A 22,205-nucleotide genomic window follows, 5' to 3' on the forward strand; every position below is an offset into this window, starting at 1 on the left:
AATATCTGTGTGCAGCTGAAAAATTGTTGTATTCACACTGCACACTTTGAGGATCATTATGGGTAAGTTAAGCGCTGACAAACAAGCATGGTTTGTTTTATGCACCTTCAGTTTAAGCTTTTTTGTCGTCACCGCCGCAACCTTTACTTCACTGGGCGTTATTCTACCAGCAATGGTCACTGAGTTAGGTTGGGATTGGACCACAGCAGGCCTAGGATTTACTTTTCTGGGCGTGGCTTGCGGGCTAAGTGGGTACTTACCTACAGTGACAATTAGAAGATGGGGTGTTGCCACTACGCTGATTATTGGTCTATTGCTATTGGCGGTTGGTTTTGTTGTTTTGTTTTTAACAACGGAACCTATAACTTACTTTTTAGGATGCATTCTCACTGGCACTGGATATACCTTTGTAGGTTCAGTACCAGGTACTTATATCATCACTCACTTTTTCAAAAGACGTTCAACGGCCTTCGGTTTTTATTATACCGTAGGCGGTCTAGGTGGCGTGGTTGGACCCATTGTTGTTTGGATGGCAACCAATGTGCTAGGAAACTGGCGGCTGCATTGGCTGGTTATGCTGGCAGCAATTGTAATCTCAGTAGGGCTAATGCTGCTATCGCTGTTATTCACGGACGCCAATCGATTAAGAACACCTCCTAAACAAGAAAAAGTGGATACCGAAAAACAACGGGTTTACGAAACCGAACAAACTTGGACATTTAAACAAGCGGTTCGCACCCCTCAATACATTTTACTACTCGTAGCGTATTCCACAGTGTTATTTGTGGGAATTACAGTCAACAGCTTCTCGGTAGCACATATGACTGAAGTGGGAATCACTTTCGCTTTAGCCAGTACTTTGTTGTCCGCAGAAGCTTTCTGTAATGCTATTTCCCGTGTCGTTGGCGGCTTTATCGGTGAGTTTTTTGATCCAAAAGTAATGCTTCAAGTTGCACTACTTCTATTGGCCGGCGGAATGTTTGCCTTAAGTTTTGGTCAAACATTAGTGACCTTAGGTTTCTTCGCCTTTGCCATAGGTTTTGGATTTGGTCTTACCTTCCTATCCTGCACAGTTTTACTTGTAAGATACTTTGGAACCGGACCTTATTTACCTCTATTTTCATTAATGAACATTGGTGCAACTATCGCATCTGCAGCACCAATAATTAGTGGTCGTATGCGCGATGTATCAGGTACCTTTGTACCGCCTTTCGTAATGATTGGTATATTGCCCATGCTGGTTTTAGTTGGCATTGCATTCATGCGTCCGCCAAGACTAAATCAGAAAAAAGTAACCGAAACGCCCCCATCTGACCCATCAATTAATAATATGCTTGCCGCTAAAGTAGCCAGCAAATAGTTGTTATTCAGGAGTTTATAATATGACGACCAACACTAAAGAATTTGGCGTGTTTTTACCGATCGCAAATGGCGGTTGGATTGTTTCAGAAAACACCCCCACACTCGATGCTTCATATCAGCAAAATAAAACTGCCGCAGTGATTGCTGACAGTTACAAAATGGATTTCATTATGTCGATGGCAAAGTGGCGTGGTTATGGCGGTAAAACTGAGCATTGGGGAACGTCATTAGAATCAATCACCATGATGGCTGGGTTAGCGGAAGCGACTAATCACGCCAAAATTATTGCCACTGTGCATACTTTAATGATGAATCCTGGAGCGGTAGCCAAAATGATGAGCACCCTCGACCAGATTTCCGGTGGCCGTGCCGGTTTAAATATTGTTTCAGGTTCTTTCAGAGATGAGCTTAACCAAATGGGCGCGTGGCGTGATGATATCGACCATGACGAACGTTATGTTTATGCCCAAGAGTGGAGTGACTTAGTTCATAAACTCTGGCAAGAAGATCATGTGGATTACGATGGTAAATACTTCAAGTTTGAAGATTGTGTGTCACAGCCTAAACCCCAAAACAAACCATTCACGGTTTGTGCAGGCCAATCAGAACGCGGTTTGCGCTTTTCAGTAAAAAATACTGATGCATGTTTCGTGGGCGGAAAGGACGATGAAGAAACCTTAAAAATTACTCGTATGGCACGCAAGATTGCCGATGAGCTTGATACGCCAGTGAAATGTTTTTGTATGGCAACGCTTATCATTGAGGACACTGAAGAAGAAGCTCAAGCCAAAGCTGACTATTATCGCGAGGGTAAAGATCTAGGCGCAATTGAAGGCATGATGCGTTCTTACGGAATTGACCCAGCTTTAAAAGATAACGCCATGGTAATTCGTGCTCAAGGTGCATTTATGAGTCGCGAGATCGTAGGCACTGTAGAGTCAGTGAAAAAGCAGCTTATCGAAATGATTGATAACACTGAAATGGACGGTGTCATGGTGATTTTTGATGATTACGAAAAAGGGCTGCACAAATTTGGCAAAGATATTTTACCCGCGGTAAGAGCCCATTATGGCTGATTCTGATTTAACAGAGCTTCAGCCTGATTGGATAGCACCTGCTCGAACCGCGTTGTGCATCGTCGATGTGCAAAACGACTTCGCCAGTCCAGACGGCCTTTTAGGCCAGTTTGGACTGGACATGAGTGTGCTGCAACCCGCTATTGAAAATATCCAAAAGCTAGTTGCCAGTGCTCGTTCAAAGGGTATTGCGGTTATCTTTGTTGGCTTAAAAACCACTGAACAAGATGACTCTCCTGCTTGGCAAGAATGGATGACCAGACAAGGCAGAGATGCTAAAGCAGAAAGCGCAATCTGCCGTGCAGATACCTCAGGTATGGATTTTTATGGTATTCAGCCTCAAGACGGTGATGTGGTAATTTATAAAACACGTTATAGCGCTTTTTTTAATACCCAACTGGATGAGGTGTTAACACAAAAGCAGTTAGATACGTTGGTGTTTTGTGGCGTTACTACTGAATGTTGTGTTGAGTCTAGCGTTCGAGATGCTTTTCACCATGATTACCATGCCATTGTTGTGACTGATGGTTGCGGCGCATACGAACCAGAGTTGCACGACGCTAGCCTGCGAGCGATGGCGATAAACTTCGCTTTACTAAGCGATACCCAATCTATTCTTAAACGTTGGGAGGCAGCATGACCAGCCCATTGTACCCATCTGATACACAAGTAAATTACTCTGTTACAGATGAAGATGTTGCAGCAATTAAAGCCGCCATCGACATCCAAGAAATAACTGAACTGGCGCTAACCCTTGGTAATATTCCTAGCCAATCTGGCTATGAAGCAGAATCGGGTAAATTTGTGTTTGACTGGTTACAAACAAATGGTTTCAAAGCCCGTCAATGTGGCGCGACACCAGAGCGCCAAAACATCATCGGTGAATATGGCGGTAAAGGTGTCGGTAAAAATTTGTTGTTTACCGCCCATCTTGATACCGAAAGCCCCAGCGATGACCCGCATATAAATCAACATAAATTTTCACAAAAAACCTTAGATAATCCCGAATGGAACAAGTGTTGGTTGGAAGATGGTAAATTTCACGGCTTTCCTATTAGTAATGATCGCGGCCCTATGAGTTGTTTTTTAATTGCCGCTAAAGCATTAAAACAAGCCGGTTTCGAATTAGCGGGTAAGTTATATTTAACGGCTTGCCCGGGAGAAATTGGTCCTGAGCCAATGGAACACTGGCAGGGCGTGGACTATATGGGCAAAGATATAGGTGCACACTACCTATTTCATCATGGAGGCGTAATAGCAGATTATGCCATCGCTGCAGAAGGTTGTGACTGGGGCGTTACATGGCAAGGAAATGGTTATGCGTTGTATCGTATTCAGTTGTTCGGCGAGGGGGTATTTACACCAATATTGGAAGCTCCTGTAGAAACGAACAAACATCCAAATCCGATATACAAATTAGGCGCTGTGATTGATGCCTTACATGGCTGGTCACAACAATATGAAGCTGAAAATAAATATGTGACTACAGGTGGAGTGTCTGTCCCTAAAGTACAAATTGATTCTATTAAAGCCGGTTCGCCATTGACCTTTGGTGCCGGTACAGATGTTTGCTCAGTGTATATCGAAGTGGGCCTTACCGCTCAACAAACAGCGGCGCAACCATACCACCAGCTAAAGCAACTAATGGCATCTTTAGATGTTGATGATTACGACATAGAACCAATGGTTGTTAGAAATGGTTTCGAGGCAGATGCGCAAGCCGTAGCGCCATTAGTCAAGTCGCTGTGCGACGCCACTAAGGCAACCAAAAATGAACCAATTGAACTTGCCCATCCCGCTTATTCAAGCATGTGGCGTGACCACAATGTATTTAATATGCAGCGGATTCCGGCCGTAACTTCCGGTATGCCCAGATGGCGCGCCACTCCACAAGATTTAGTAGACAGTGCATTAATTTATGCATTAACTGCTTTGTCGGTGTGTGGCAAACGTGAATCTTAAAATGAGTGAGCCAAATTATGAATAAGTCATTAGCTAAAACGTCAAAAGAATTAACCATAGAGCATTTAAAGGGCGACTTTGGTGCGCAAATAGTCGATGTAGACTTACCATCAGCAGACCAAGAAACCTTGACCAAAGTAGTCGCGGCGTTTCATCAACATGGCGCAATTTTATTACGCAATCAAACAATGGAGCCCGATGACCTAATGCGTTTTATTAACGCTTTTGGTGAGCCGGAGCTGCATACTCAAACCAAATTTTGTTTACCTAACTATCCGCATATTTTTAAAATTTCTAATATGCTTGACAAAAATGGTGAACCCATTGGCGCACATAACGACGGTTTAGGCTGGCACACTGATTATTCTTACAAAGAAGAACCGGTAATGTGCACTATGCTCTACGCGGTTACCGTTCCTGATGAAGGGGGCGACACCCTGTTAGCTGACCAAGTGGCTGCCTATGAAGATTTACCAGAAGAGCAAAAAGCACGATTAGATCCGTTAAAAATTCATCATTCATTGGTGCATTTTATTCAAAATCGTGAATTCAATAGCTATGAAATTACCGATGAATTGCGTCGCGAAAACCCTGATGTCATTCATCCAATGATCCGCGTCCACCCCGCCGATGGCCGTAAGGCATTGTGGGTTAGTACAGGTACGGTAAAGCATATTCTAGGCATGGAAGATGACGAAGCCATGGCTTTGGTCGATGAGCTAGTTGAATACATTACCCAACCTAAGTATGTGTATGCCCACAAGTGGCAGAAAGGCGACGTGTTAATGTGGGACAACCGTTGCACATTGCATACAGGCACCGTTTACGATGATAAAAAATATCAACGTATGGCACATCGATTATGGGTCAAAGGTGAAAAACCGATTTCAGTAGGTGACCTGTAGACTGGTATTTATGCCAGTGCAAATTAAATGGATTTCAGGGGCTAGAGCCCCTGCGACACAACACCTGTAGACTGGCATTTATGCCAGTGGAAATTAAATGGATTTCAGGGGCTAGAGCCCCTGCTACACAACACCTGTAGACTGGCATTTATGTCAGTGGAAATTAAACGGATTTCAGGGGCTAGAGCCCCTGCTACACAAAACCTGTAGACTGGTATTTATGCCAGCGCAAATTAAACGGATTTCAGGGACTAGAACCCCTGCTACACAACACCTGTAGACTGGCATTTATGTCAGTGGAAATTAAACGGATTTCAGGGGCTAAAGCCCCTGTTACAATTATTCTTGGGTAAAATGAGCAGGTATCTGAGGTGCATCACCACCTTTTACCCACAATATAATTTCATTACCCCAAGGATCTTGAAAGGCTGCGTTAATACCATTAAATTCAGCCCAAAAATGATCCTTCCATAAAATACTTGCACCTCGAGACTCTGCACGGGCTAAAATGTCGTCAATATTGTCATCATCACTGACTAAAATCCAAACTCTAGGCTTACGCCCTTCGGTGGATATAGAGCGGGGCTCAACGCCATCAGGACTGGGATGAGGACGGGCATTTTCAGCTTTATGTATGCCAAGGTGAAAGTTTCCAATCGTGGTTTCATTGCCTTCACTGTCGTGCATAACACCACCGGGAACCATGCGATGATAAACCCCCATTGGACGAGGGTCATTTTCCCAACCAAACACCTCGGCGTAAAACTCACCAGCAGCAGCGGGATCATCAGCGCTGAGATCAACAAAAATAAGGGTATTGGGGTAAGTCATTATACTATCCTGTGTTTTACATGAATTTACACCTATGATGAATTATTCCTTTACCAATACTTTCATTCATATGCCTTTTTAATTGATTTTATGCATCTGATTGCCTTATACCAATCCCCGTTCAGCAAAAGACACGCAGTCACCATCGCCGACAATAATATGATCCAGTACAGTGACATCAATCAACTCTAAGGCGTGTTTGATACGTTGAGTAATATGTTGATCTGCTTGACTAGGCTCTGCGATGCCCGACGGGTGGTTGTGACTTAATATAATTGCCGCTGCATTACACTCTAAGGCTTGTTGAACAATGACTCGAGGGTAAACACTTGCTGCGTTAATCGTCCCAAAAAACAGTTTTTTGAAGGTAATAAGACGATGTTGGCTGTCGAGCATTAATACCGCAAAGACCTCGTTAGGTTCGTCACGTAGTTGACTCAGCAGATACTGTTTAGTGCGATTGGCGCTATCAAATGTGTGTGTTCGCGTGAGTGATTGAGCAAAATAGCGTTTCGACATTTCCAAAGTCGCTTGTAACTGCACATATTTCACTTCGCCCAAACCTTTACCCAAGCAAAATTGGCTTTTACTGGCATTCAGTAAACTGCGCAAAGAGCCAAACTGAGTGAGTAATTCACGAGCTAAATCAACAGCACTGCTTCCTTGTACTCCAGTTCTCAAAAAAATAGCGAGAAGTTCTGCGTCTGAAAGAGCTTCACTGCCCATGGATAGGAGCTTTTCTCTTGGCCGCTCCATTTTTGGCCATTCTGATAGTTTCATGCATCCGTGCCTGAATTAGGGTTAAAATTACTAGCAATTAGTCGTATATCACTAATTAAACCTAGCAAATGATCGCCGATCAGGCCAATATTAAGTCATATCAAGTACCTAAGTGTTTTGTCTAACCTTTATATTAGGTAAAATGCAGCACAGATTTTTAGTGAATATTTAGACACATGGCCATTCAAAAGCACAAGGTTTTACTCGGAATTACAGGTGGCATTGCCGCTTATAAAACCCCAGATTTAATACGCAAACTAACCGTCAAGGACGCTGAGGTACGAGCAGTATTAACCGCTTCAGCCGAACATTTTGTTAGTCCTTTAGCATTGCAAGCAGTATCAGGCAATCCGGTTTCTAGCGATTTACTCGATCCGGCTGCAGAAGCAGCTATGGGTCATATAGAGTTGGCGAAATGGGCTGATAGCATTCTTATCGCCCCTGCCACCGCAAACTTTATTGCTAAACTTGCCCATGGCATGGCCGACGATTTGTTGTCGACGTTATGCTTGGCCAGTACTGCTGAGGTATATATTTCTCCTGCCATGAATCAGCAAATGTGGAAGGCTGATGCTACGCAGAAGAACCTTTCCATCTTGTCCAATCGTGGGGTCACTATTATTCCACCCGACTCAGGTGAGCAAGCTTGTGGCGATATTGGGCAAGGACGTATGCCTGAACCTCAGTACTTGGCAGACCTAATCACCCAACCCAAGCCGCCTCAATGCTTGACTGGCAAAAAAATAGTGATTACGGCAGGACCGACCCGAGAAGCAATTGATCCCGTGCGTTACATCAGCAACCACAGCTCGGGAAAAATGGGTTATGCACTAGCCAATGCGGCAATAGCCATGGGTGCTGAAGTGACTTTGGTGAGTGGCCCAGTAAATTTAAGCGCTCCTAACAAAGCGAACCTGATTAATGTTGAAAGTGCGCAACAAATGCATGATGCCGTTATGGGAAATATACAAAGCGCGGATATTTTCATTGGCTGTGCAGCCGTAGCCGACTATCGTCCTTTAGAAGCGGTAAATCAAAAAATCAAGAAGAACAATCAAGAGTTGACCCTTACTTTTACTAAAAACCCTGATATTCTTGCAGATGTCGCAAAACAACAACGGTCAGTGTTCACTGTCGGCTTCGCTGCCGAAACACAAGACGTTAGTCGTTATGCAAAAGAAAAGCTGGAGCGTAAACAGCTTGATATGATCGCTGCTAATGATGTTTCAAATAGCAACATTGGATTCAATAGTGATCAAAATGCTTTGACGGTTTTTTGGAAAGAGGGTGAAAAATCTCTCGATGTTGCCGATAAAAAGCAACTTGCTTTTAAATTGATGCAATTAGTATCTGAAAAATATAGAAATAAACATGCAACAAAATAACTCTAAGAATAATAATATGGTCCTACAGACAGGGAGACATGATTAATGCCCGCGATTAAACGTCCAAACCGCAGAGCGCAAATTCTGCAATGTCTAGCAAGTATGCTAGAAAACAACCCTGGACAGCGTATCACTACGGCTAAATTGGCAACAGAAGTAGGCGTGTCAGAGGCTGCTTTATACCGCCACTTTCCCAGTAAAGCACGGATGTTTGAAGGTTTAATTGAGTTTATCGAAGAAACCTTGTTTTCACGTATCAATAAAATTATTAATGAAGAAAAAGATAGCGCTGTGCGTATTCAATTGATTATTCATTTGATTTTAGGTTTCTCAGAAAAAAATCCAGGTATTACCCGCATTTTGAACGGTGATGCCTTAATGGGAGAGCAGGAACGTTTACGTGGCAGAATTGCACAGATTTTTGAGCGCCTTGAAACGCAAATAAAACAGGTTTTAAGAGAACGTAAACTTCGTGAAGGAAAATCATTACCTGCGGATGAAGGTGTGATTGCAAATATGCTGATCTGCTATACCGACGGTCGTATTAATTTGTTTATCCGTAGTGATTTCAAACGCCGCCCCACCGAAGATTTTAAAGAAACTTGGCAGTTCATCAACAAACAGTTTTTTTCTTAAATTCGTTTCGATAATATAATCCGGTTGCTGATGTTTATTCAATCTGGAAACCGGACATCAGTCAGGGGCTAAAGCCCCTGCTACAATTTATACCCGCAGAAAATCGAACATAGCTCAAAGGCTAAAGCCCCTGCTACAATTTGTACCCGCAAAAAATCGAACATAGCGCAAAGGCTAAAGCTCCTAATACAATGTCTTGACACAATCTAATTCTCGACTAACCTATAAAGAACATATGTTCTTTTTTATTTAAGCGAATTTGATATGCCTCGTAAGGCCCTATACAACGTTGAAGAGGTGCTTGAACAAGCAATTGCGGTCTTCTTGGAGCATGGTTATCATGGTGCTGCAATGGACGAAATTATCGCCAGAACCGATTTCAACCGACGTGGATTCTATATTGAATTCGGTTCTAAACAGCAGTTTTTATATATTGTGCTAGCCCATTATCAAGAGCAGCATTTATCCAAAGCGTTTTCACACCTAGAACACAACCAAGGCATGCTTTCTATTCAAGGTTTTTTCTCAGCTTATATTGATTTGGTTAGAGGTCGAGGCTGTTTGTTAATCAATATTATTACTGAATTAGGCTTCGATGACCTCAAGATCCGAGATATTGGTCGGCATTATCTGGATCGTCTCCAGATTGACTTTATTGGTTGTTTGGAAAAAGCCCAAAAACTAGGAGAAGTTAGGCAGGATATCAATATTGAGTCCACCGGTTTACAGTTATGCAGTTACGTACAAGGATTTGCCGTTAATGGGATTTTAGCCGGTGACACTGATGAACTAATGTTGGCTACTCAGGCCATTTTAGGGCCACTGAAACCTTAATTAAATAGCCTAGTCTTCTCACTTCTGGTTTTCATATTTAATAACCTATATGGTTTTATCAATAGCCTTCGAATTTCACTTGGCGATTGTCTCAGTTGTCGTTAGAATTCATGCCCGTTTTGATATCTAAAAGTGAGTAAGATGACAACTAAAAATCCTTTATTTAGGGTACAGTTTGTTAGTAATGGCGAACGTTATGAAGTTTATGTGCGTGAAGTCAGTCAAGGCAGTATGTTTGGATTTGTGGAGATAGGTGATTTTGTCTGGGATACCCACACAACGCTGGTATTAGACCCGAGCCACGAAAAATTAAAAACCGAATTTGCTGATGTAAAACACACTTATATACCTATGCACAGCGTGTTAAGAATTGACGAAGTGAAGAAACAAGGTACGGCAAAAATTACTGAATTGTCAGATAAAGTAACGGCATTTCCGAGTCCGATTTACACACCTAAAAATTAGTACTTTTCCGTACAGCACCTAACATACCGTCAATTACAGTTTCAGTACGTTTTGTATTGGAGCCGTTTTGCCTTAAGCTGTAACTATAATAATTAGGAAAAAGTCCAACATGCATATAGTTTTGAACAGAGTATCGATATTTTTCTTGCTGTTTCTATGTCTTCCAGTTACCGCATCTGAACAGCAAAAATTACTTCAATTGATGGATGATATTTGGCAATACGAGCTATCTATATCACCTGTTTACGCAAGCTCTCAAGGAGTACATGACTTCGATGACAAACTTGCCGATATTTCGCCTGATGGGCTCGCCAAACAAAACTCTCAATTCAAAAAATTCTTAAACCAACTAGACCAAATAGATAAACAGCAGTTAGCTCGAACAGATCAAATTAATTTGCTGATGCAGCGTTATCGGGTGCAAAATTATGTTGATGAATATCATTTCAACGCACATTATGTACCGTTAACGTCGGAGTACGGTTTTCATAGTGCAATGGCTGGACTCCCCCGTTCGAGTCGCTTCGCGGATCTAAAAGACTACCAAAATTATCTCACTCGACTTCGTTTAATCCCCGCTTATTTTGCGCAACAAATTGCGTGGATGAAAAAAGGGATGGAAGTGGGAATGGTTCAACCCAAAACGGTTATGCTGGGTTTTGAAAAGTCGGTTGAGAGTTTTTTTAACGGCCAGGTAGAAGAAAATACATTTTACAGCCCCTTCCTAAAAATCGATGATATCAATGTTTCTGAGGCACAAAAACGTGCATTAATAATAGAAGCGAAGCAAGTTATCAAACAAGATGTTATGGGTGCTTATCAACACTTTTACGATTTTTTAGTCACCGATTATATTCCTAAAGCAAAGTCAGATGTGGCTTCTAAGTCTTGGCCTAACGGCGAACAGATGTACCAAAATCGCGCCCAATATTATACCACTACAGATCTTTCAGTGGATGAAATCCATCAACTGGGATTAACAGAAGTAGCGCGTATACGAGCCCAAATGCAGAACATTGTGGATGAATTAGAGTTCCAAGGTAGTATTAATGAATTTATCCAATTCTTACGTACCGACCCGCAATTTTATGCAAAAACGCCAGTTGAACTGTTGAAACACGCATCTTACGTAGCTAAACGCATGGATGCACAGTTGCCTAAGCTGTTTTATAAGCTACCTCGTACTCCTTACGGCGTAGCCCCCGTTCCTGATGCCATTGCACCGAAATACACCACAGGCAGATATGTATCACCAAGGCGTGACGATGAACCTGGTTATTACTGGGTAAACACCTACGCATTAGATAAACGACCTTTATATGCAATCCCTGCACTGACAATGCATGAAGCGGTTCCGGGCCATCATTTACAAATCTCACTTGCATCAGAGATGAGTGATTTACCAAATGTACGTCGTTACACTTACATCTCAGCTTTTGGTGAAGGCTGGGGCTTGTACTCTGAGTTTCTGGGCAAAGAAGTGGGAATTTATCAAACACCCTACGAAGAATTTGGTCGCTTGAGTTATGAAATGTGGCGAGCGTGCCGTTTGGTGGTTGATACCGGTATGCACATAAAAGGTTGGTCGCGACAGCGCGCTTTAGATTATATGCTAGAGAATACAGCGCTTTCAGAACACAACGTGACCACTGAAATCGACCGTTATATCTCTTGGCCAGCACAGGCGCTAGCCTATAAAATTGGCGAGTTAGAGATTAAAAAATTACGCGCTGAAGCTGAAGAAGCCCTTGGTGATAAGTTTGATTTACGTGCATTTCATGATGCAGTGTTGGAGTACGGCTCTATCCCACTGTCTGTACTTAGAGAAAATATTGCTTTATTTATTGAACAACAGAAAAAGTCATAATTTGTAAAATATGCAGAGCTTCAATGCTCTGCAATCTATTTTTAATTAAAGTTCGTTACACTCTTTAAGCAAATAAGCGAACTCTTCTGCATTCACGGGCATAATAGACAAACGATGGCCTTTTTGAACCAGACCAATTTGTTGTATCTGCGGCATCGCCTTTATGCTTTTTAAGCTCAGGATTTGATTGAATTTTTTAACCAATTTAACATCTACCATATACCATCTAGGCTGCTCAGGATCTGATTTCGGATCATAGTATTTTGACTCTGGGTCAAACTGAGTATGATCCGGATAAGCGCCCTTCACCACTTCGGCCAAACCTGCTATTCCGACATTTTTACAACTAGAATGATATATGAATACTTGATCACCAAGTTGCACTTTATCCCGCAAAAAGTTGCGAGCCTGATAATTACGAATACCATCCCAATGCTCTGTTTGATTGGCCTTATTCGCTAAATCGTCGATGCTAAATGCATCTGGTTCACTCTTAAATAACCAATAATTCATAACCTACCTTTTATGCTCTTTGGTATTACAGCGGTCCATCATAATAACTATTGCTTCAACTTACAGCAAAACTTGCATCTATGAAATTGATCAATATACTGTACATAAATACAGTATAAATTATACCTGTTTATTATGCTCGATAATAAAATTGTTATGGATAGTAGAGCGGGGGTTTGCACGTAATAGCGGACTATTTTTAGAACCTCCAACGCCGTAGGCGTAAAAATAGCATTGTCGAGATGCGGTACTTATCCGGAGTTTAAGTTATTTATGAACACACTATTGGAACAACTAAAAAATAAACGCTTAGTATGGCAAGGCAATCAACAAGAACAGTGCCTGACCTCCGAAAGTACAGGTTATGAAGAACTTGATGAAGCACTTCAAGGCGGCTTCCCACAATCGGGAATGATTGATATCCATACTCCCATAGGCATCGGCGAATTACGTTTGTTATTGCCAGCTTTGCGATATCGTCAGCAGCATAAGCGCTTATTGGTGTTTATTGCGCCTCCGATGCAAATTAACGGAGAAATGTTGGCGGAATTTGGGATCACACTTGAACAGGTTCTAATTGTTCAACCAAATAGTGCAGAGCATGCGCTTTGGAGTGCCGAGCAATGCCTTAAGAGCGGCTGCTGCCATAGTGTCCTAATGTGGCATCAACAGCTTGAAATCGCCCAAACCAAACGTCTACAACTAGCCGCTGAACAAGGTGACGCTTTACATTTTGTAGTGCGTCAAAATCGACAATTAAGTTTGTCGTTACCGGTGAGCCTAGCGATGAAACTCAGTGCTCATGAACAGGGCTTAGAGGTGCAAATTACCAAACGTAAAGGCGGTTGGCCAGCCCAACCATTTAATCTCAATATGAGCCACATTTGGCCTGAATTAGCACTCAACCAACGCGCCACTAATGTGCTGACATTTCCACGGGCTAAAGTCAGCTAATATGCAATCTCTTTGGTTATATTTACACTTTCCTCATTTGCAATTAGACAGTGTATGTCATGCAATTCCATCGCCTCAGCAAAGGCGTGTTGAAGACACTAGCGGGCAGATCAATACTCAGCACTCATTGGTCATATTGCATCATCAAACAAATTGCGTATTGCAATTAAATCAAGCTGCTATTGATGCCGGTATTCGCACAGGAATGGGATTGGGAACCGCTGCGGCACTAGATCAACACCTCCAGGTGTTGCCCTATAAAAGTGATATAGAGCAAAAAAAATTAGTTGAGATAGCCGAACACTTGTATCTAGTCACCTCTGATATCTGTCTGTTTCCGCCAAATGGCTTGCTGTTACGAATACACAATATGCTGATGTTGTACGGCGGACTTAATGGCTATTGGCGGGTTGTTAAAAACCAACTAAAAGAGTTCCAGGTAAAATATTATTATGCCAGCGGACAATCCCCTTATGCTGCCCGTATCCTAGCCCGAACGGCGTGGAATCAAGTCAGCGACCATCTACCTATGTTGCAACACCAAATTGGTATTCGACAACTAGTTGACTCTGAATTAGATAAGAAAACCGTTACCAAGTTAGCTAGAGTCGGTATCCACACTCTTGCCGATCTAATGGCAGTGCCATTAAAGGATGTCGCCAAGCGTTTTGATATAGATTTGGTGACTTACTTGGGTAGACTAAGTGGTGAATTTCATCATCCAATGGATTTCTACCATCCCCAATCTAAGTTTCAACGTTACTTAGAACTACTTTATGAGATAAGTCATACCGACACACTTCTATCACCAATAAAACTGTTGTTAACTGCATTAGAGCAGTTTTTAAAAATACGGGATTTGCTTACTCAGAAGATTATTTTTACTTTCTATCAACGAGATAATAAAGCACTCACCTTAGAGGTAGGTTCTGCGCAAGGAGAATACCAAGCTGACAAGTGGGTTAATCTTAGCATATTGAAATTGGACAACTTAGTTTTACAAGCGCCCATATTTGCACTAGAGCTAAGTACCGCCGAAACCCAATTACGTAGCCCCGATAAAGGCGATTTATTCAGTGCCAGCAAGGGTACTCTCACGTATTTACAATTAATCTCATTGCTACAAGCCAAGCTAGGAGAAGAGGCGATTTCGCAGGTGATGTTAGATGATGATTTTCGCCCCGAAAAAGTAAATAAATATGTGCAACCCCAACTGGAAACAACACCTAAACACATTTCGACTTACCCATTACGACCAAGCTTTATGCTGCAAACACCACAACCATTAACAGAAAAAGTATCCATCATACATGGGCCAGAACGCATAAGTACTGGATGGTGGGACAACCAAGCAATCACCCGAGACTATTTCATCGCGCGTAATCAACATGGCCAGTGGCTATGGATATATCGTACCAGTAATAGCTTGTGGTTTGCCCATGGTTTTTTTAGCTAACGTGCTCGTTAAAAAGATAAGTTAGAGACCAATCTATGGCCTACGCTGAGTTATTCTGCCAGTCTAATTTTAGCTTTTTGCATGGTGCTTCCCATCCTCAGGAACTCATTCAACAAGCGCATTTTTTAGGCTATGAAGCAATAGCAATAACCGATGAATGTTCTGTTGCAGGGGTAGTAAGGGCTTACACCGAAATTAAAGATCACAAGCTTGCAATTAAACTCATCGTAGGCAGTTATTTTAAACTAGATGATAGCTTGCGGTGTGTTTTGTTATGCCCTAACCGGGAAGCTTATGCTGAATTATGTCGAATCATTACAAATGCTAGACGACGCTCACCTAAAGGTGAATATAGCTTGGCTAAATGGGATCTTAAAACCATTAAACATTGCTTAATGTTGTGGTTGCCCAATGGCAAACTAAATGTTGATGAACCTTGGGCAAATTGGTTAAAAAAGCACTATAAAAATCGTTTATGGATCGCCGCCCAACGTCACCTCACTGCCAATGAGCAATCGATGCTCGACCATTATGAAAAGCTCAGCCAGTTATTTGATCTTCCAATCTGTGCTTGCGGCGGTGTGCTAATGCACAATCCAAGTCGCCTCCCTTTACAGCATCTGCTCAGCGCCATCAAACACGGTACTACGGTGGCCGCGCTTGGTCGTAAACTACTATCCAATAGTGAACGTTGTTTACGTAGTCATGGCAAGCTCAACAAGCTTTTCAAACGGGGTTGGCTGGATAACTCAGTAGAAGTTGCCCGTATGTGCAATTTTAATATGCGAGAGCTGCGTTATGAGTATCCTGCAGAACTTATTCCTGAAGGAAAATCCCCCCAACAACACCTTAGAGACTTAGTCGAAGTAGGTATTCAAAAACGCTTTCCAGAAGGCATAAAACCTGACATTCGTAATATTATTGAAAAAGAATTGGTACTCATTGAGGAACAAGAATATGAATTCTTTTTTCTCACTATTTATGATGTAGTGCAATTTGCGCAGTCTCAACAGATTTTATATCAAGGACGGGGTTCGGCGGCGAATTCCGTAGTTTGTTATTGTTTAGAGATCACTTCTGTCGATCCTCGTCAAATTAACGTGCTATTTGAACGCTTCATTTCCAAAGAGCGAGATGAGCCCCCTGATATTGATGTCGACTTTGAACACCAACGCAGAGAAGAGGTAATTCAATATATCTATACTAAATATGGACGGGAACGCACCGCCATAGCGGCAACCGTATCCTGCTACCGTTTCAAAAGTGCATTACGGGAAGTGGGTAAGGCATTGGGTATAAACGAAACCCAGCTAGACTTTTTTATTAAAAATATTAACCGTCGAGACAGCGGTCTAAATTGGCAGGCACAAATTGCCGAATTAGGTCTAGATCCTGCCTCAGTAAAAGGTAAACACTTCATCTCTTTGGTCAATGAAATAATGGGTTTTCCAAGACACCTATCCCAACATGTAGGAGGTTTTATTATTTCATCAGGTCCTTTATATCAGCTTGTACCTATTGAAAATGCGGCCATGGTAGAGCGCAGCGTCATACAATGGGATAAAGACGATCTGGAAAGCCTAGGATTATTGAAAGTCGATGTGTTGGCCTTAGGTATGCTCACTGCCATTCGTAAATCTTTTCAATTAGTCGAAAAGCACTATGGTCACTCCCTCAGCATAGCGCAGATCACCAAACTCGAAGATGATCCACAAGTCTACAAAATGATTCAACAAGCCGATACGGTTGGGGTTTTTCAAATCGAATCCCGTGCGCAAATGAGCATGCTGCCTCGCCTTAAGCCGAAAACCTATTATGATTTGGTGATTCAAATTGCGATTGTCAGGCCTGGGCCTATCCAAGGTGACATGGTTCATCCATTTTTACGCAGACGTGATGGCAAGGAGCCTATCGAATATCCCTCAGAAGAAGTCGCTGGGGTGCTTAGTCGAACCATGGGTGTACCCATTTTTCAGGAGCAGGTTATTCAACTGGCTATGGTCGCTGCTGGTTTTAGCGGTGGCGAAGCCGATCAACTTAGACGAGCAATGGCAAGTTGGAAGAAAAACGGACAACTCATGCAATTCCAACACAAACTCATCAATGGCATGCTTGAACGAGGTTATACGCAAGATTATGCCCAACGTATATTCAACCAAATATGTGGCTTTGGTGAATATGGATTTCCAGAGTCCCACTCGGCATCATTTGCGGTACTTGCCTACGTGTCATCTTGGCTTAAGTATTATTACCCGCAGGCATTTTACGTGGGTCTGTTGAATAGTTGGCCCATGGGTTTTTATCCACCAGCACAATTAATTCAAGACGCGAAGCGCCATCACATCAAGATACTCCCCATCTGCATCAATCACTCTGATTATGATCATATCTTGCAAAAAGATGGGGACACCTTCGCCATACGTCTAGGATTACGCATGATCAAAGGGTTGTCGAAGAGTGCTGCACAACTACTGGTTAATCAACGCCCCCAAAACGGCTATAAATCTGTTGTTGAATTAAAGCAACTGGCTGTTCAGCGCGATCACATGGAAGCCCTTGCCAGCGCCAATGCACTATCCTCACTGGCCCAGAACCGTTATAAAGCACGCTGGGCATTAATGGAGAGTGAGTCGGAATTACCCTTGTTCAAAAATCAGGAACAATCATTCTTATTTGATGTTGCACCAACAGATGTAGAGGAAATGGTTGAAGACTATGCGGCAACAAGCATGTCGTTAACCCATCATCCGATAAAATTATTACGTAATGCGGGGAAATTAGGTAAGTACACAGCGGCAAAGCAATTGGCTGAAAAGCAGCATAAATCTGTAGTCAATGTTATCGGTGTGGTCATTGGTAGACAAGCACCAGGCACCGCAGCAGGAGTAACCTTTATGACCTTAGAAGATGATACGGGTTGTTGCAATGTAGTGGTATGGCAGGCTACCGCTCGGGCACAAAAAAAGGCTTTTTTAAAATCAAAAATAATCAAAGTTAGCGGTATTTTGGAGCGTGGCGATGGTGATGTCACTCATATCATTGCAGGGAAAATTACTGACTTGAGTCACTTACTGGAAGATTTAAATACCACTTCCAGAGATTTCCATTGAAGACTGATTAACGTCAATAAAACGGACTACTCAACCTGAATCAATTTAAGGGCTTCAAGAATATTCAAAGGAATAGCAGTACTCTTGTTAGTTTGTTGTTCAACAAACACATGCACAAAATGACCTTGTGCTGACGGTGAACTCTCCCCCTCAACAAAAATTCCAATTTCATAGGTAACCGAGCTATTGCCTAAACGAGAAACTCGCAAACCAATTTGCAAAGATTGTGGATAAGCAATGGCAGAAAAGTACTGACACTTTGATTCAACAACAAAGCCCACCACTGCATCGCTATGAATATTCAAACCGCCTTCTTCAATTAAATAACGATTAACTGCAGTGTCGAAATAAGCGTAATACTGAACATTATTAATATGCCCATAGATATCGTTATCAGCCCAGCGGGTTTGCATAGGATAAAAAACTTTATAATCGTTTCGAGTGTACTTAGTTGACATGTTTAAACCTAAAAATCTGAGCGCTAAAGCCCCTAATACTTTGCAATCAGAATATTAGGGACCGCTTATCATTTTATCCTAATCGTAAAATGGTGCTCTCGCTTCGGTCAAATTTTTCAACTTAACTGGGCGTTGCAACATTTGCCCGCCATCACGGCCAATAGGAATCCATGGAATTTTTCCACGCCCTTTAGCTGGCGCTAACGAGAAGAGATCAAATGGTATGGAAATATAGAATCCTTTGGTAAAGCTACCTTCTCCATATTCCTCAGCTGATACATTAGTAAATGCGGCATAGGCACCCACAATAATGCCACTATCAAAACGTTTAGCTACATCGATATTAACGCCTTTATCTTTTGCCAAGAACTGACCAGCATTTACGGTTAGCTGCATGTCAGGTAAAAATTCAGGCGTCCAATAAACACTCGCATGACCAGTGAAGGCTTTATAATCGAAGAACCCTGTTTCGTTATTAAAGTCACGTTGTTGTACGTAGTTTAGATCAACTCCAAACGCTAGGCTGCTATCTACAGGGCGATATAGCACCTCGGTACCCACACCACCAAACATGGTCTCTAAATAACCACCATACACTTGCGCATAAGTATCTTCTGCAATTTTATCGAACCAATGCAGGTACGCATTTTCCATAGTCACTTTACTGCGCGTTACATATTCTCGAACTTGCGTGCGCACTCTAGGTAGATGCGAGGTTTCAGAGTCGACTAAAAAATTAAACTTATCGAAGTTTTCAAGCACAGTCACTTTCAACCCACCACGAACAGAGAAGTTTGGATTAAATTGGTAACCGCCGTTAAGATATGCACCACCTTGATAAAGGTAAAAATCCTCTGGATTACCAAAAGTTTGAATCCAAAAGCTTTCCATATTGAAAAACGCCCCAGAGTAATCTTTGGGGTGGTAATTATCGACTGTGGATTGAGTAGGGTTTTGACGAACGTATGCTGATTGAATATCAGTTTCTAAACGCTGATAGTTTGCGGCAACTTTAAATTCTTGCGCATCTATTTTCGTTTCGAGTAATGGAATGTTGGCCAATGTATCCACCAACTTATAGGTTTTAATAGAATCAGGTAACTCGGAAGCTAATATTCTACCAACTCGCTGAGTTGCCTCATCATGATCACGGTAACCTAACTGAGTTCCGTAAAACGTCATTTCGTCTTCACCAGTATGAGTAGCATTAATGATAAAACTGCCTTCATTTACTAAATCAGCATACAGGCGATCACGGTTAATCGTTTCAATTGATTCTGCCGGTTTCGCATTGTTCAGCTCTCTAGGTGGGCGATCAAATTTATGTTGTTTAACCGTGTGCATATTGAAGTTGTATGACACGCCAAAACCAAAGGTATTGCCCCTTTGGTAACTCACGTTAAAGTCCCAATTATTGTATTTATAAACCGCGCCAACATTCCACTCACTGTCTTGTTCTAGCGTTCCAGCACGGTCATTTACATAATCATTACCGTCATATTCTAGCTTAAGGGTTAGCCCCTCAATAGGTGTTCTATACTCAATGCCACCAAAAACCGACGCTGGACCTTTGAAGAACTCGTTGTAGTCAATTTTTCCACCTCGACCACCGAATCCACCAGGACGCTCACAAAATGAATCCTTAATTTCACACAGTGGGTTAGTGATATTTCCACCTGCCCCAAGGTAACCGGTACCTACACCAAGATGTATGTCAAAGGGGCCAAGATTTTTACTAAAGTTAAGAAACTCACTGCTAAAGAAACCGGTTCCACCGATATCCGTTAAACCAAATGAAACATCAGGTAAATAATAGCTTTCTTTAATCAGTCGAAACTTAACATCAATGCCTTTGTCTTTTAGGGTTTGATCACCACTAAAGCTTGGATCTTGGCTATAAAGTTGTGTTCTTACGTCGGTATAACGAACTGTAGATTCCATCCACGGGAAAAGCTGCAGGCTTGCTGACCAAAATCGATATTGATCAATATCGTTATAGTTTAAAGTGAACGAGCCTTCTTTAGCCATCCGCGCTGTGGGAGTCTGTATTAAACCGGCTCCGCCCCTAATCATTTGCGACACATCTCCATTATCGTCGTCAAACGATTGCTCAGAGGCATATGCAGTTGATGTAATAAAACTAATTAACGCGGCGTTAGTCATTACAACAAGAGCTAACATCCTTTTAATTGTGATCATTCAATGACTACCCTATTTACTGCAAGTTCAGCGATAAGCTGATTGAGCTGACTATTATCTGCAAACCATTGGGACTCTACCAAAGGAATATAAAGCTGTGTACCGGGCATCACCTGGTGGCATTTTTGGTTCCAATAGGCTACAGGTAATTGACGAATAACGCCGTCAGGTTGAATTGCATAAACAATGTTTGCATCGGCAGATTCTGTTTTACTAATTTGCGCCACGATGTTTTCGATACACTGATTATTCTCATATTCAATCGTACTTGGCTGTGACACAGCGCCGAAAATAAACAGAGAGGTCATTCGTTTACTAAGGGTTAAACGGTATTTTCCATCATCGAATAGTGGATTATGATTTAGTTGAAACCGCGCCAAATCGTAATCGATGGCAATGTCAATCCGCTGTGCGAGTGTCCAGCTTTCTATGTGTTTTATAAGTTGGTTAAATGTAGCTGAATCAGCAACCTTTGATTTAACCGAAAGCTGTTTAACCAGTTCCTGTCTGCTTTTTTCAGCTATGTCGGAATCCAATTTAAATAACTGACTAGCACGCCAATACCAATTTTGCTCCAGGGCAATTGATTCTAAAACTTGATTCAATCTGGGGTTTTCAGCAAAGTTCAAAATATTGCCATTAACCGTAACTTCGACTTGGGAATTCGCATAGTTATTAAAGCAGAATGAAAACACGATAACTGTGAAAAGGCTTTTTAATCTATTCATGAGTAGACTCCAGCAATCTCATAGCCCTGCTAACATATTGTATTTCGTAACGCTCAGATGAGCCAGAGAACTGTTGTGAAGAACGCAATAACTGTCCAGTTTGAGTATGATACCAATACACATTCTGCCAACTATCTGAAGCAGTTTCGACACTTTGAGTTGTGACGTTTTCGATAACTTTAGTGGTTGTAAATTGCTGATCCAGAATTGTCAGGGGTATATTCTCTTGACGTTTAAACTCTGAATACAATCTCACCCCATACTGATGTGGGTCAAAATCTAAATAACTATTCCAATTCGCATTTTCTGCTACATCACTTTTTGACACCATAGGATCAGTATCTAAGTTAGCCACATAAATTAAATTGTTTTTTAGACCTAAAGTACGTACCAACCTACCATTTTGAGTAACCAATACAGCATTATCTGCGGAAACCCATTTATATCGACTGTTTTCGATAAAAGCCAGTGCCATAGTAGCGTATGGACGTTCACCCGCTTTTATGTATATGAGATCAATGGGGGTTTCTAAAACGATATCTTTAGTTAAAGTGACACTTTGTTTACTACTAAAATACAATTCTATGTTTTGTTTATAAGCTCTTTGTGTAGAAGAGCAAGCCGACAGAAAAAGTGCACTACATACTAATAAGCTAAAAGTTATTTTCATTGTTATCCATAATA

20 protein-coding genes are annotated in these 22,205 nt (G+C 41.8%); 13 read left to right on the plus strand and 7 right to left on the minus strand.

All coding sequences use genetic code 11. The features are described from left to right. The first annotated feature begins 58 nt into the window (after positions 1 to 58). Genes Q4567_RS08745 through Q4567_RS08765 form a run of 5 tightly spaced genes read left to right on the plus strand, consistent with a single transcriptional unit; the run spans position 59 to position 5,305 of the window. Complete coding sequence (locus Q4567_RS08745; RefSeq protein WP_216049374.1) at positions 59 to 1,360, plus strand: CynX/NimT family MFS transporter; 1,302 nt, start codon at positions 59 to 61, stop codon at positions 1,358 to 1,360. A gap of 22 nt (positions 1,361 to 1,382) precedes the next feature. Next, positions 1,383 to 2,438: an LLM class flavin-dependent oxidoreductase gene (locus Q4567_RS08750; protein ID WP_216049375.1), complete on the plus strand. Its 1,056-nt coding sequence runs from the start codon at positions 1,383 to 1,385 to the stop codon at positions 2,436 to 2,438. Then, on the plus strand, positions 2,431 to 3,078 hold the full coding sequence (locus Q4567_RS08755; RefSeq protein WP_303500100.1) for a cysteine hydrolase family protein: 648 nt from the start codon (positions 2,431 to 2,433) through the stop codon (positions 3,076 to 3,078). Before Q4567_RS08750 ends, Q4567_RS08755 begins: the two co-directional genes overlap by 8 nt. Next, positions 3,075 to 4,400, plus strand: a complete 1,326-nt coding sequence (locus Q4567_RS08760; protein ID WP_216049377.1) for a hypothetical protein — start codon at positions 3,075 to 3,077, stop codon at positions 4,398 to 4,400. Before Q4567_RS08755 ends, Q4567_RS08760 begins: the two co-directional genes overlap by 4 nt. 17 nt (positions 4,401 to 4,417) lie before the next feature. Then, positions 4,418 to 5,305: a TauD/TfdA family dioxygenase gene (locus Q4567_RS08765; RefSeq protein WP_216049378.1), complete on the plus strand. Its 888-nt coding sequence runs from the start codon at positions 4,418 to 4,420 to the stop codon at positions 5,303 to 5,305. Between the two features lie 339 nt (positions 5,306 to 5,644). Here Q4567_RS08765 and Q4567_RS08770 read toward each other — a convergent pair whose 3' ends face one another. Then, entirely contained in the window at positions 5,645 to 6,136 is a 492-nt protein-coding gene (locus tag Q4567_RS08770; protein ID WP_216049379.1) for a VOC family protein, read from the minus strand. 105 nt (positions 6,137 to 6,241) lie between these two features. Beyond that, positions 6,242 to 6,916, minus strand: a complete 675-nt coding sequence (gene radC / locus Q4567_RS08775; protein ID WP_216049380.1) for a DNA repair protein RadC — start codon at positions 6,914 to 6,916, stop codon at positions 6,242 to 6,244. Between the two features lie 176 nt (positions 6,917 to 7,092). Here radC and coaBC point away from each other — a divergent pair, with 176 nt between their 5' ends. The 5 genes from coaBC (at position 7,093) to Q4567_RS08800 (ending at position 12,103) form a co-directional block, all read left to right on the plus strand. After that, complete coding sequence (coaBC, locus tag Q4567_RS08780) at positions 7,093 to 8,301, plus strand: bifunctional phosphopantothenoylcysteine decarboxylase/phosphopantothenate--cysteine ligase CoaBC (protein WP_216049381.1); 1,209 nt, start codon at positions 7,093 to 7,095, stop codon at positions 8,299 to 8,301. Positions 8,302 to 8,346: 45 nt separating this feature from the next. Then, positions 8,347 to 8,937 (plus strand): nucleoid occlusion factor SlmA, encoded by a 591-nt coding sequence (gene slmA / locus Q4567_RS08785; protein ID WP_216049382.1) that lies wholly within the window; start codon positions 8,347 to 8,349, stop codon positions 8,935 to 8,937. A 264-nt stretch (positions 8,938 to 9,201) separates the two neighbouring features. Continuing rightward, a complete protein-coding gene (locus tag Q4567_RS08790) occupies positions 9,202 to 9,771 on the plus strand; it encodes a TetR/AcrR family transcriptional regulator (RefSeq protein WP_216049383.1) in 570 nt (189 codons plus the stop codon). A 141-nt stretch (positions 9,772 to 9,912) separates the two neighbouring features. Further along, entirely contained in the window at positions 9,913 to 10,236 is a 324-nt protein-coding gene (locus tag Q4567_RS08795) for a DUF1820 family protein (RefSeq protein WP_216049384.1), read from the plus strand. A gap of 109 nt (positions 10,237 to 10,345) precedes the next feature. Continuing rightward, complete coding sequence (locus tag Q4567_RS08800) at positions 10,346 to 12,103, plus strand: DUF885 family protein (RefSeq protein ID WP_303500101.1); 1,758 nt, start codon at positions 10,346 to 10,348, stop codon at positions 12,101 to 12,103. 45 nt (positions 12,104 to 12,148) lie between these two features. Here the strand turns inward: Q4567_RS08800 and Q4567_RS08805 are convergent, their stop codons facing one another. Beyond that, on the minus strand, positions 12,149 to 12,616 hold the full coding sequence (locus Q4567_RS08805; RefSeq protein WP_216049386.1) for an EVE domain-containing protein: 468 nt from the start codon (positions 12,614 to 12,616) through the stop codon (positions 12,149 to 12,151). A gap of 273 nt (positions 12,617 to 12,889) precedes the next feature. On the opposite strand from Q4567_RS08805, the gene imuA reads away from it, so the two are divergent. The 3 genes from imuA to Q4567_RS08820 are packed head-to-tail and all read left to right on the plus strand — an operon-like array spanning position 12,890 to position 18,136. Continuing rightward, positions 12,890 to 13,570, plus strand: a complete 681-nt coding sequence (gene imuA, locus Q4567_RS08810) for a translesion DNA synthesis-associated protein ImuA (RefSeq protein WP_216049387.1) — start codon at positions 12,890 to 12,892, stop codon at positions 13,568 to 13,570. Position 13,571: 1 nt separating this feature from the next. After that, positions 13,572 to 15,026, plus strand: a complete 1,455-nt coding sequence (locus Q4567_RS08815; protein ID WP_216049388.1) for a DNA polymerase Y family protein — start codon at positions 13,572 to 13,574, stop codon at positions 15,024 to 15,026. Between the two features lie 35 nt (positions 15,027 to 15,061). Beyond that, positions 15,062 to 18,136, plus strand: coding sequence for an error-prone DNA polymerase (locus Q4567_RS08820; RefSeq protein ID WP_216049389.1), 3,075 nt, complete (start codon positions 15,062 to 15,064; stop codon positions 18,134 to 18,136). A gap of 26 nt (positions 18,137 to 18,162) precedes the next feature. Here the strand turns inward: Q4567_RS08820 and Q4567_RS08825 are convergent, their stop codons facing one another. The 4 genes from Q4567_RS08825 to Q4567_RS08840 all read right to left on the minus strand — a co-directional run bounded on the left by Q4567_RS08825 (position 18,163) and on the right by Q4567_RS08840 (position 22,191). Further along, the gene (locus tag Q4567_RS08825) at positions 18,163 to 18,594 is read right to left on the minus strand and encodes a thioesterase family protein (protein ID WP_216049390.1); all 432 of its coding nucleotides are present in this window, start codon (positions 18,592 to 18,594) and stop codon (positions 18,163 to 18,165) included. A gap of 78 nt (positions 18,595 to 18,672) precedes the next feature. Further along, positions 18,673 to 20,793 carry a YjbH domain-containing protein gene (locus Q4567_RS08830; RefSeq protein WP_303500103.1) on the minus strand — a complete coding sequence of 707 codons (2,121 nt, stop codon included), beginning with the start codon at positions 20,791 to 20,793 and terminating at the stop codon, positions 18,673 to 18,675. Continuing rightward, positions 20,790 to 21,521 carry a capsule biosynthesis GfcC family protein gene (locus Q4567_RS08835; protein ID WP_303500105.1) on the minus strand — a complete coding sequence of 244 codons (732 nt, stop codon included), beginning with the start codon at positions 21,519 to 21,521 and terminating at the stop codon, positions 20,790 to 20,792. Before Q4567_RS08835 ends, Q4567_RS08830 begins: the two co-directional genes overlap by 4 nt. After that, positions 21,514 to 22,191 carry a YjbF family lipoprotein gene (locus Q4567_RS08840; RefSeq protein ID WP_216049393.1) on the minus strand — a complete coding sequence of 226 codons (678 nt, stop codon included), beginning with the start codon at positions 22,189 to 22,191 and terminating at the stop codon, positions 21,514 to 21,516. Before Q4567_RS08840 ends, Q4567_RS08835 begins: the two co-directional genes overlap by 8 nt. Between the last annotated feature and the right edge of the window lie 14 nt (positions 22,192 to 22,205).

The sequence above is a fragment of the Aliiglaciecola sp. 2_MG-2023 genome (assembly GCF_030548145.1).
GTDB lineage: Bacteria > Pseudomonadota > Gammaproteobacteria > Enterobacterales > Alteromonadaceae > Aliiglaciecola > Aliiglaciecola lipolytica_A.

Bases quoted from the DNA above. Each gene is read 5' to 3' on its own strand.
- Q4567_RS08745 (WP_216049374.1), top strand. From the start codon at position 59: ATGGGTAAGTTAAGCGCTGACAAACAAGCATGGTTTGTTTTATGCACC.
- Q4567_RS08750 (WP_216049375.1), top strand. From the start codon at position 1,383: ATGACGACCAACACTAAAGAATTTGGCGTGTTTTTACCGATCGCAAAT.
- Q4567_RS08755 (WP_303500100.1), top strand. From the start codon at position 2,431: ATGGCTGATTCTGATTTAACAGAGCTTCAGCCTGATTGGATAGCACCT.
- Q4567_RS08760 (WP_216049377.1), top strand. From the start codon at position 3,075: ATGACCAGCCCATTGTACCCATCTGATACACAAGTAAATTACTCTGTT.
- Q4567_RS08765 (WP_216049378.1), top strand. From the start codon at position 4,418: ATGAATAAGTCATTAGCTAAAACGTCAAAAGAATTAACCATAGAGCAT.
- Q4567_RS08770 (WP_216049379.1), bottom strand. From the start codon at position 6,136: ATGACTTACCCCAATACCCTTATTTTTGTTGATCTCAGCGCTGATGAT.
- radC (WP_216049380.1), bottom strand. From the start codon at position 6,916: ATGAAACTATCAGAATGGCCAAAAATGGAGCGGCCAAGAGAAAAGCTC.
- coaBC (WP_216049381.1), top strand. From the start codon at position 7,093: ATGGCCATTCAAAAGCACAAGGTTTTACTCGGAATTACAGGTGGCATT.
- slmA (WP_216049382.1), top strand. From the start codon at position 8,347: ATGCCCGCGATTAAACGTCCAAACCGCAGAGCGCAAATTCTGCAATGT.
- Q4567_RS08790 (WP_216049383.1), top strand. From the start codon at position 9,202: ATGCCTCGTAAGGCCCTATACAACGTTGAAGAGGTGCTTGAACAAGCA.
- Q4567_RS08795 (WP_216049384.1), top strand. From the start codon at position 9,913: ATGACAACTAAAAATCCTTTATTTAGGGTACAGTTTGTTAGTAATGGC.
- Q4567_RS08800 (WP_303500101.1), top strand. From the start codon at position 10,346: ATGCATATAGTTTTGAACAGAGTATCGATATTTTTCTTGCTGTTTCTA.
- Q4567_RS08805 (WP_216049386.1), bottom strand. From the start codon at position 12,616: ATGAATTATTGGTTATTTAAGAGTGAACCAGATGCATTTAGCATCGAC.
- imuA (WP_216049387.1), top strand. From the start codon at position 12,890: ATGAACACACTATTGGAACAACTAAAAAATAAACGCTTAGTATGGCAA.
- Q4567_RS08815 (WP_216049388.1), top strand. From the start codon at position 13,572: ATGCAATCTCTTTGGTTATATTTACACTTTCCTCATTTGCAATTAGAC.
- Q4567_RS08820 (WP_216049389.1), top strand. From the start codon at position 15,062: ATGGCCTACGCTGAGTTATTCTGCCAGTCTAATTTTAGCTTTTTGCAT.
- Q4567_RS08825 (WP_216049390.1), bottom strand. From the start codon at position 18,594: ATGTCAACTAAGTACACTCGAAACGATTATAAAGTTTTTTATCCTATG.
- Q4567_RS08830 (WP_303500103.1), bottom strand. From the start codon at position 20,793: ATGATCACAATTAAAAGGATGTTAGCTCTTGTTGTAATGACTAACGCC.
- Q4567_RS08835 (WP_303500105.1), bottom strand. From the start codon at position 21,521: ATGAATAGATTAAAAAGCCTTTTCACAGTTATCGTGTTTTCATTCTGC.
- Q4567_RS08840 (WP_216049393.1), bottom strand. From the start codon at position 22,191: ATGAAAATAACTTTTAGCTTATTAGTATGTAGTGCACTTTTTCTGTCG.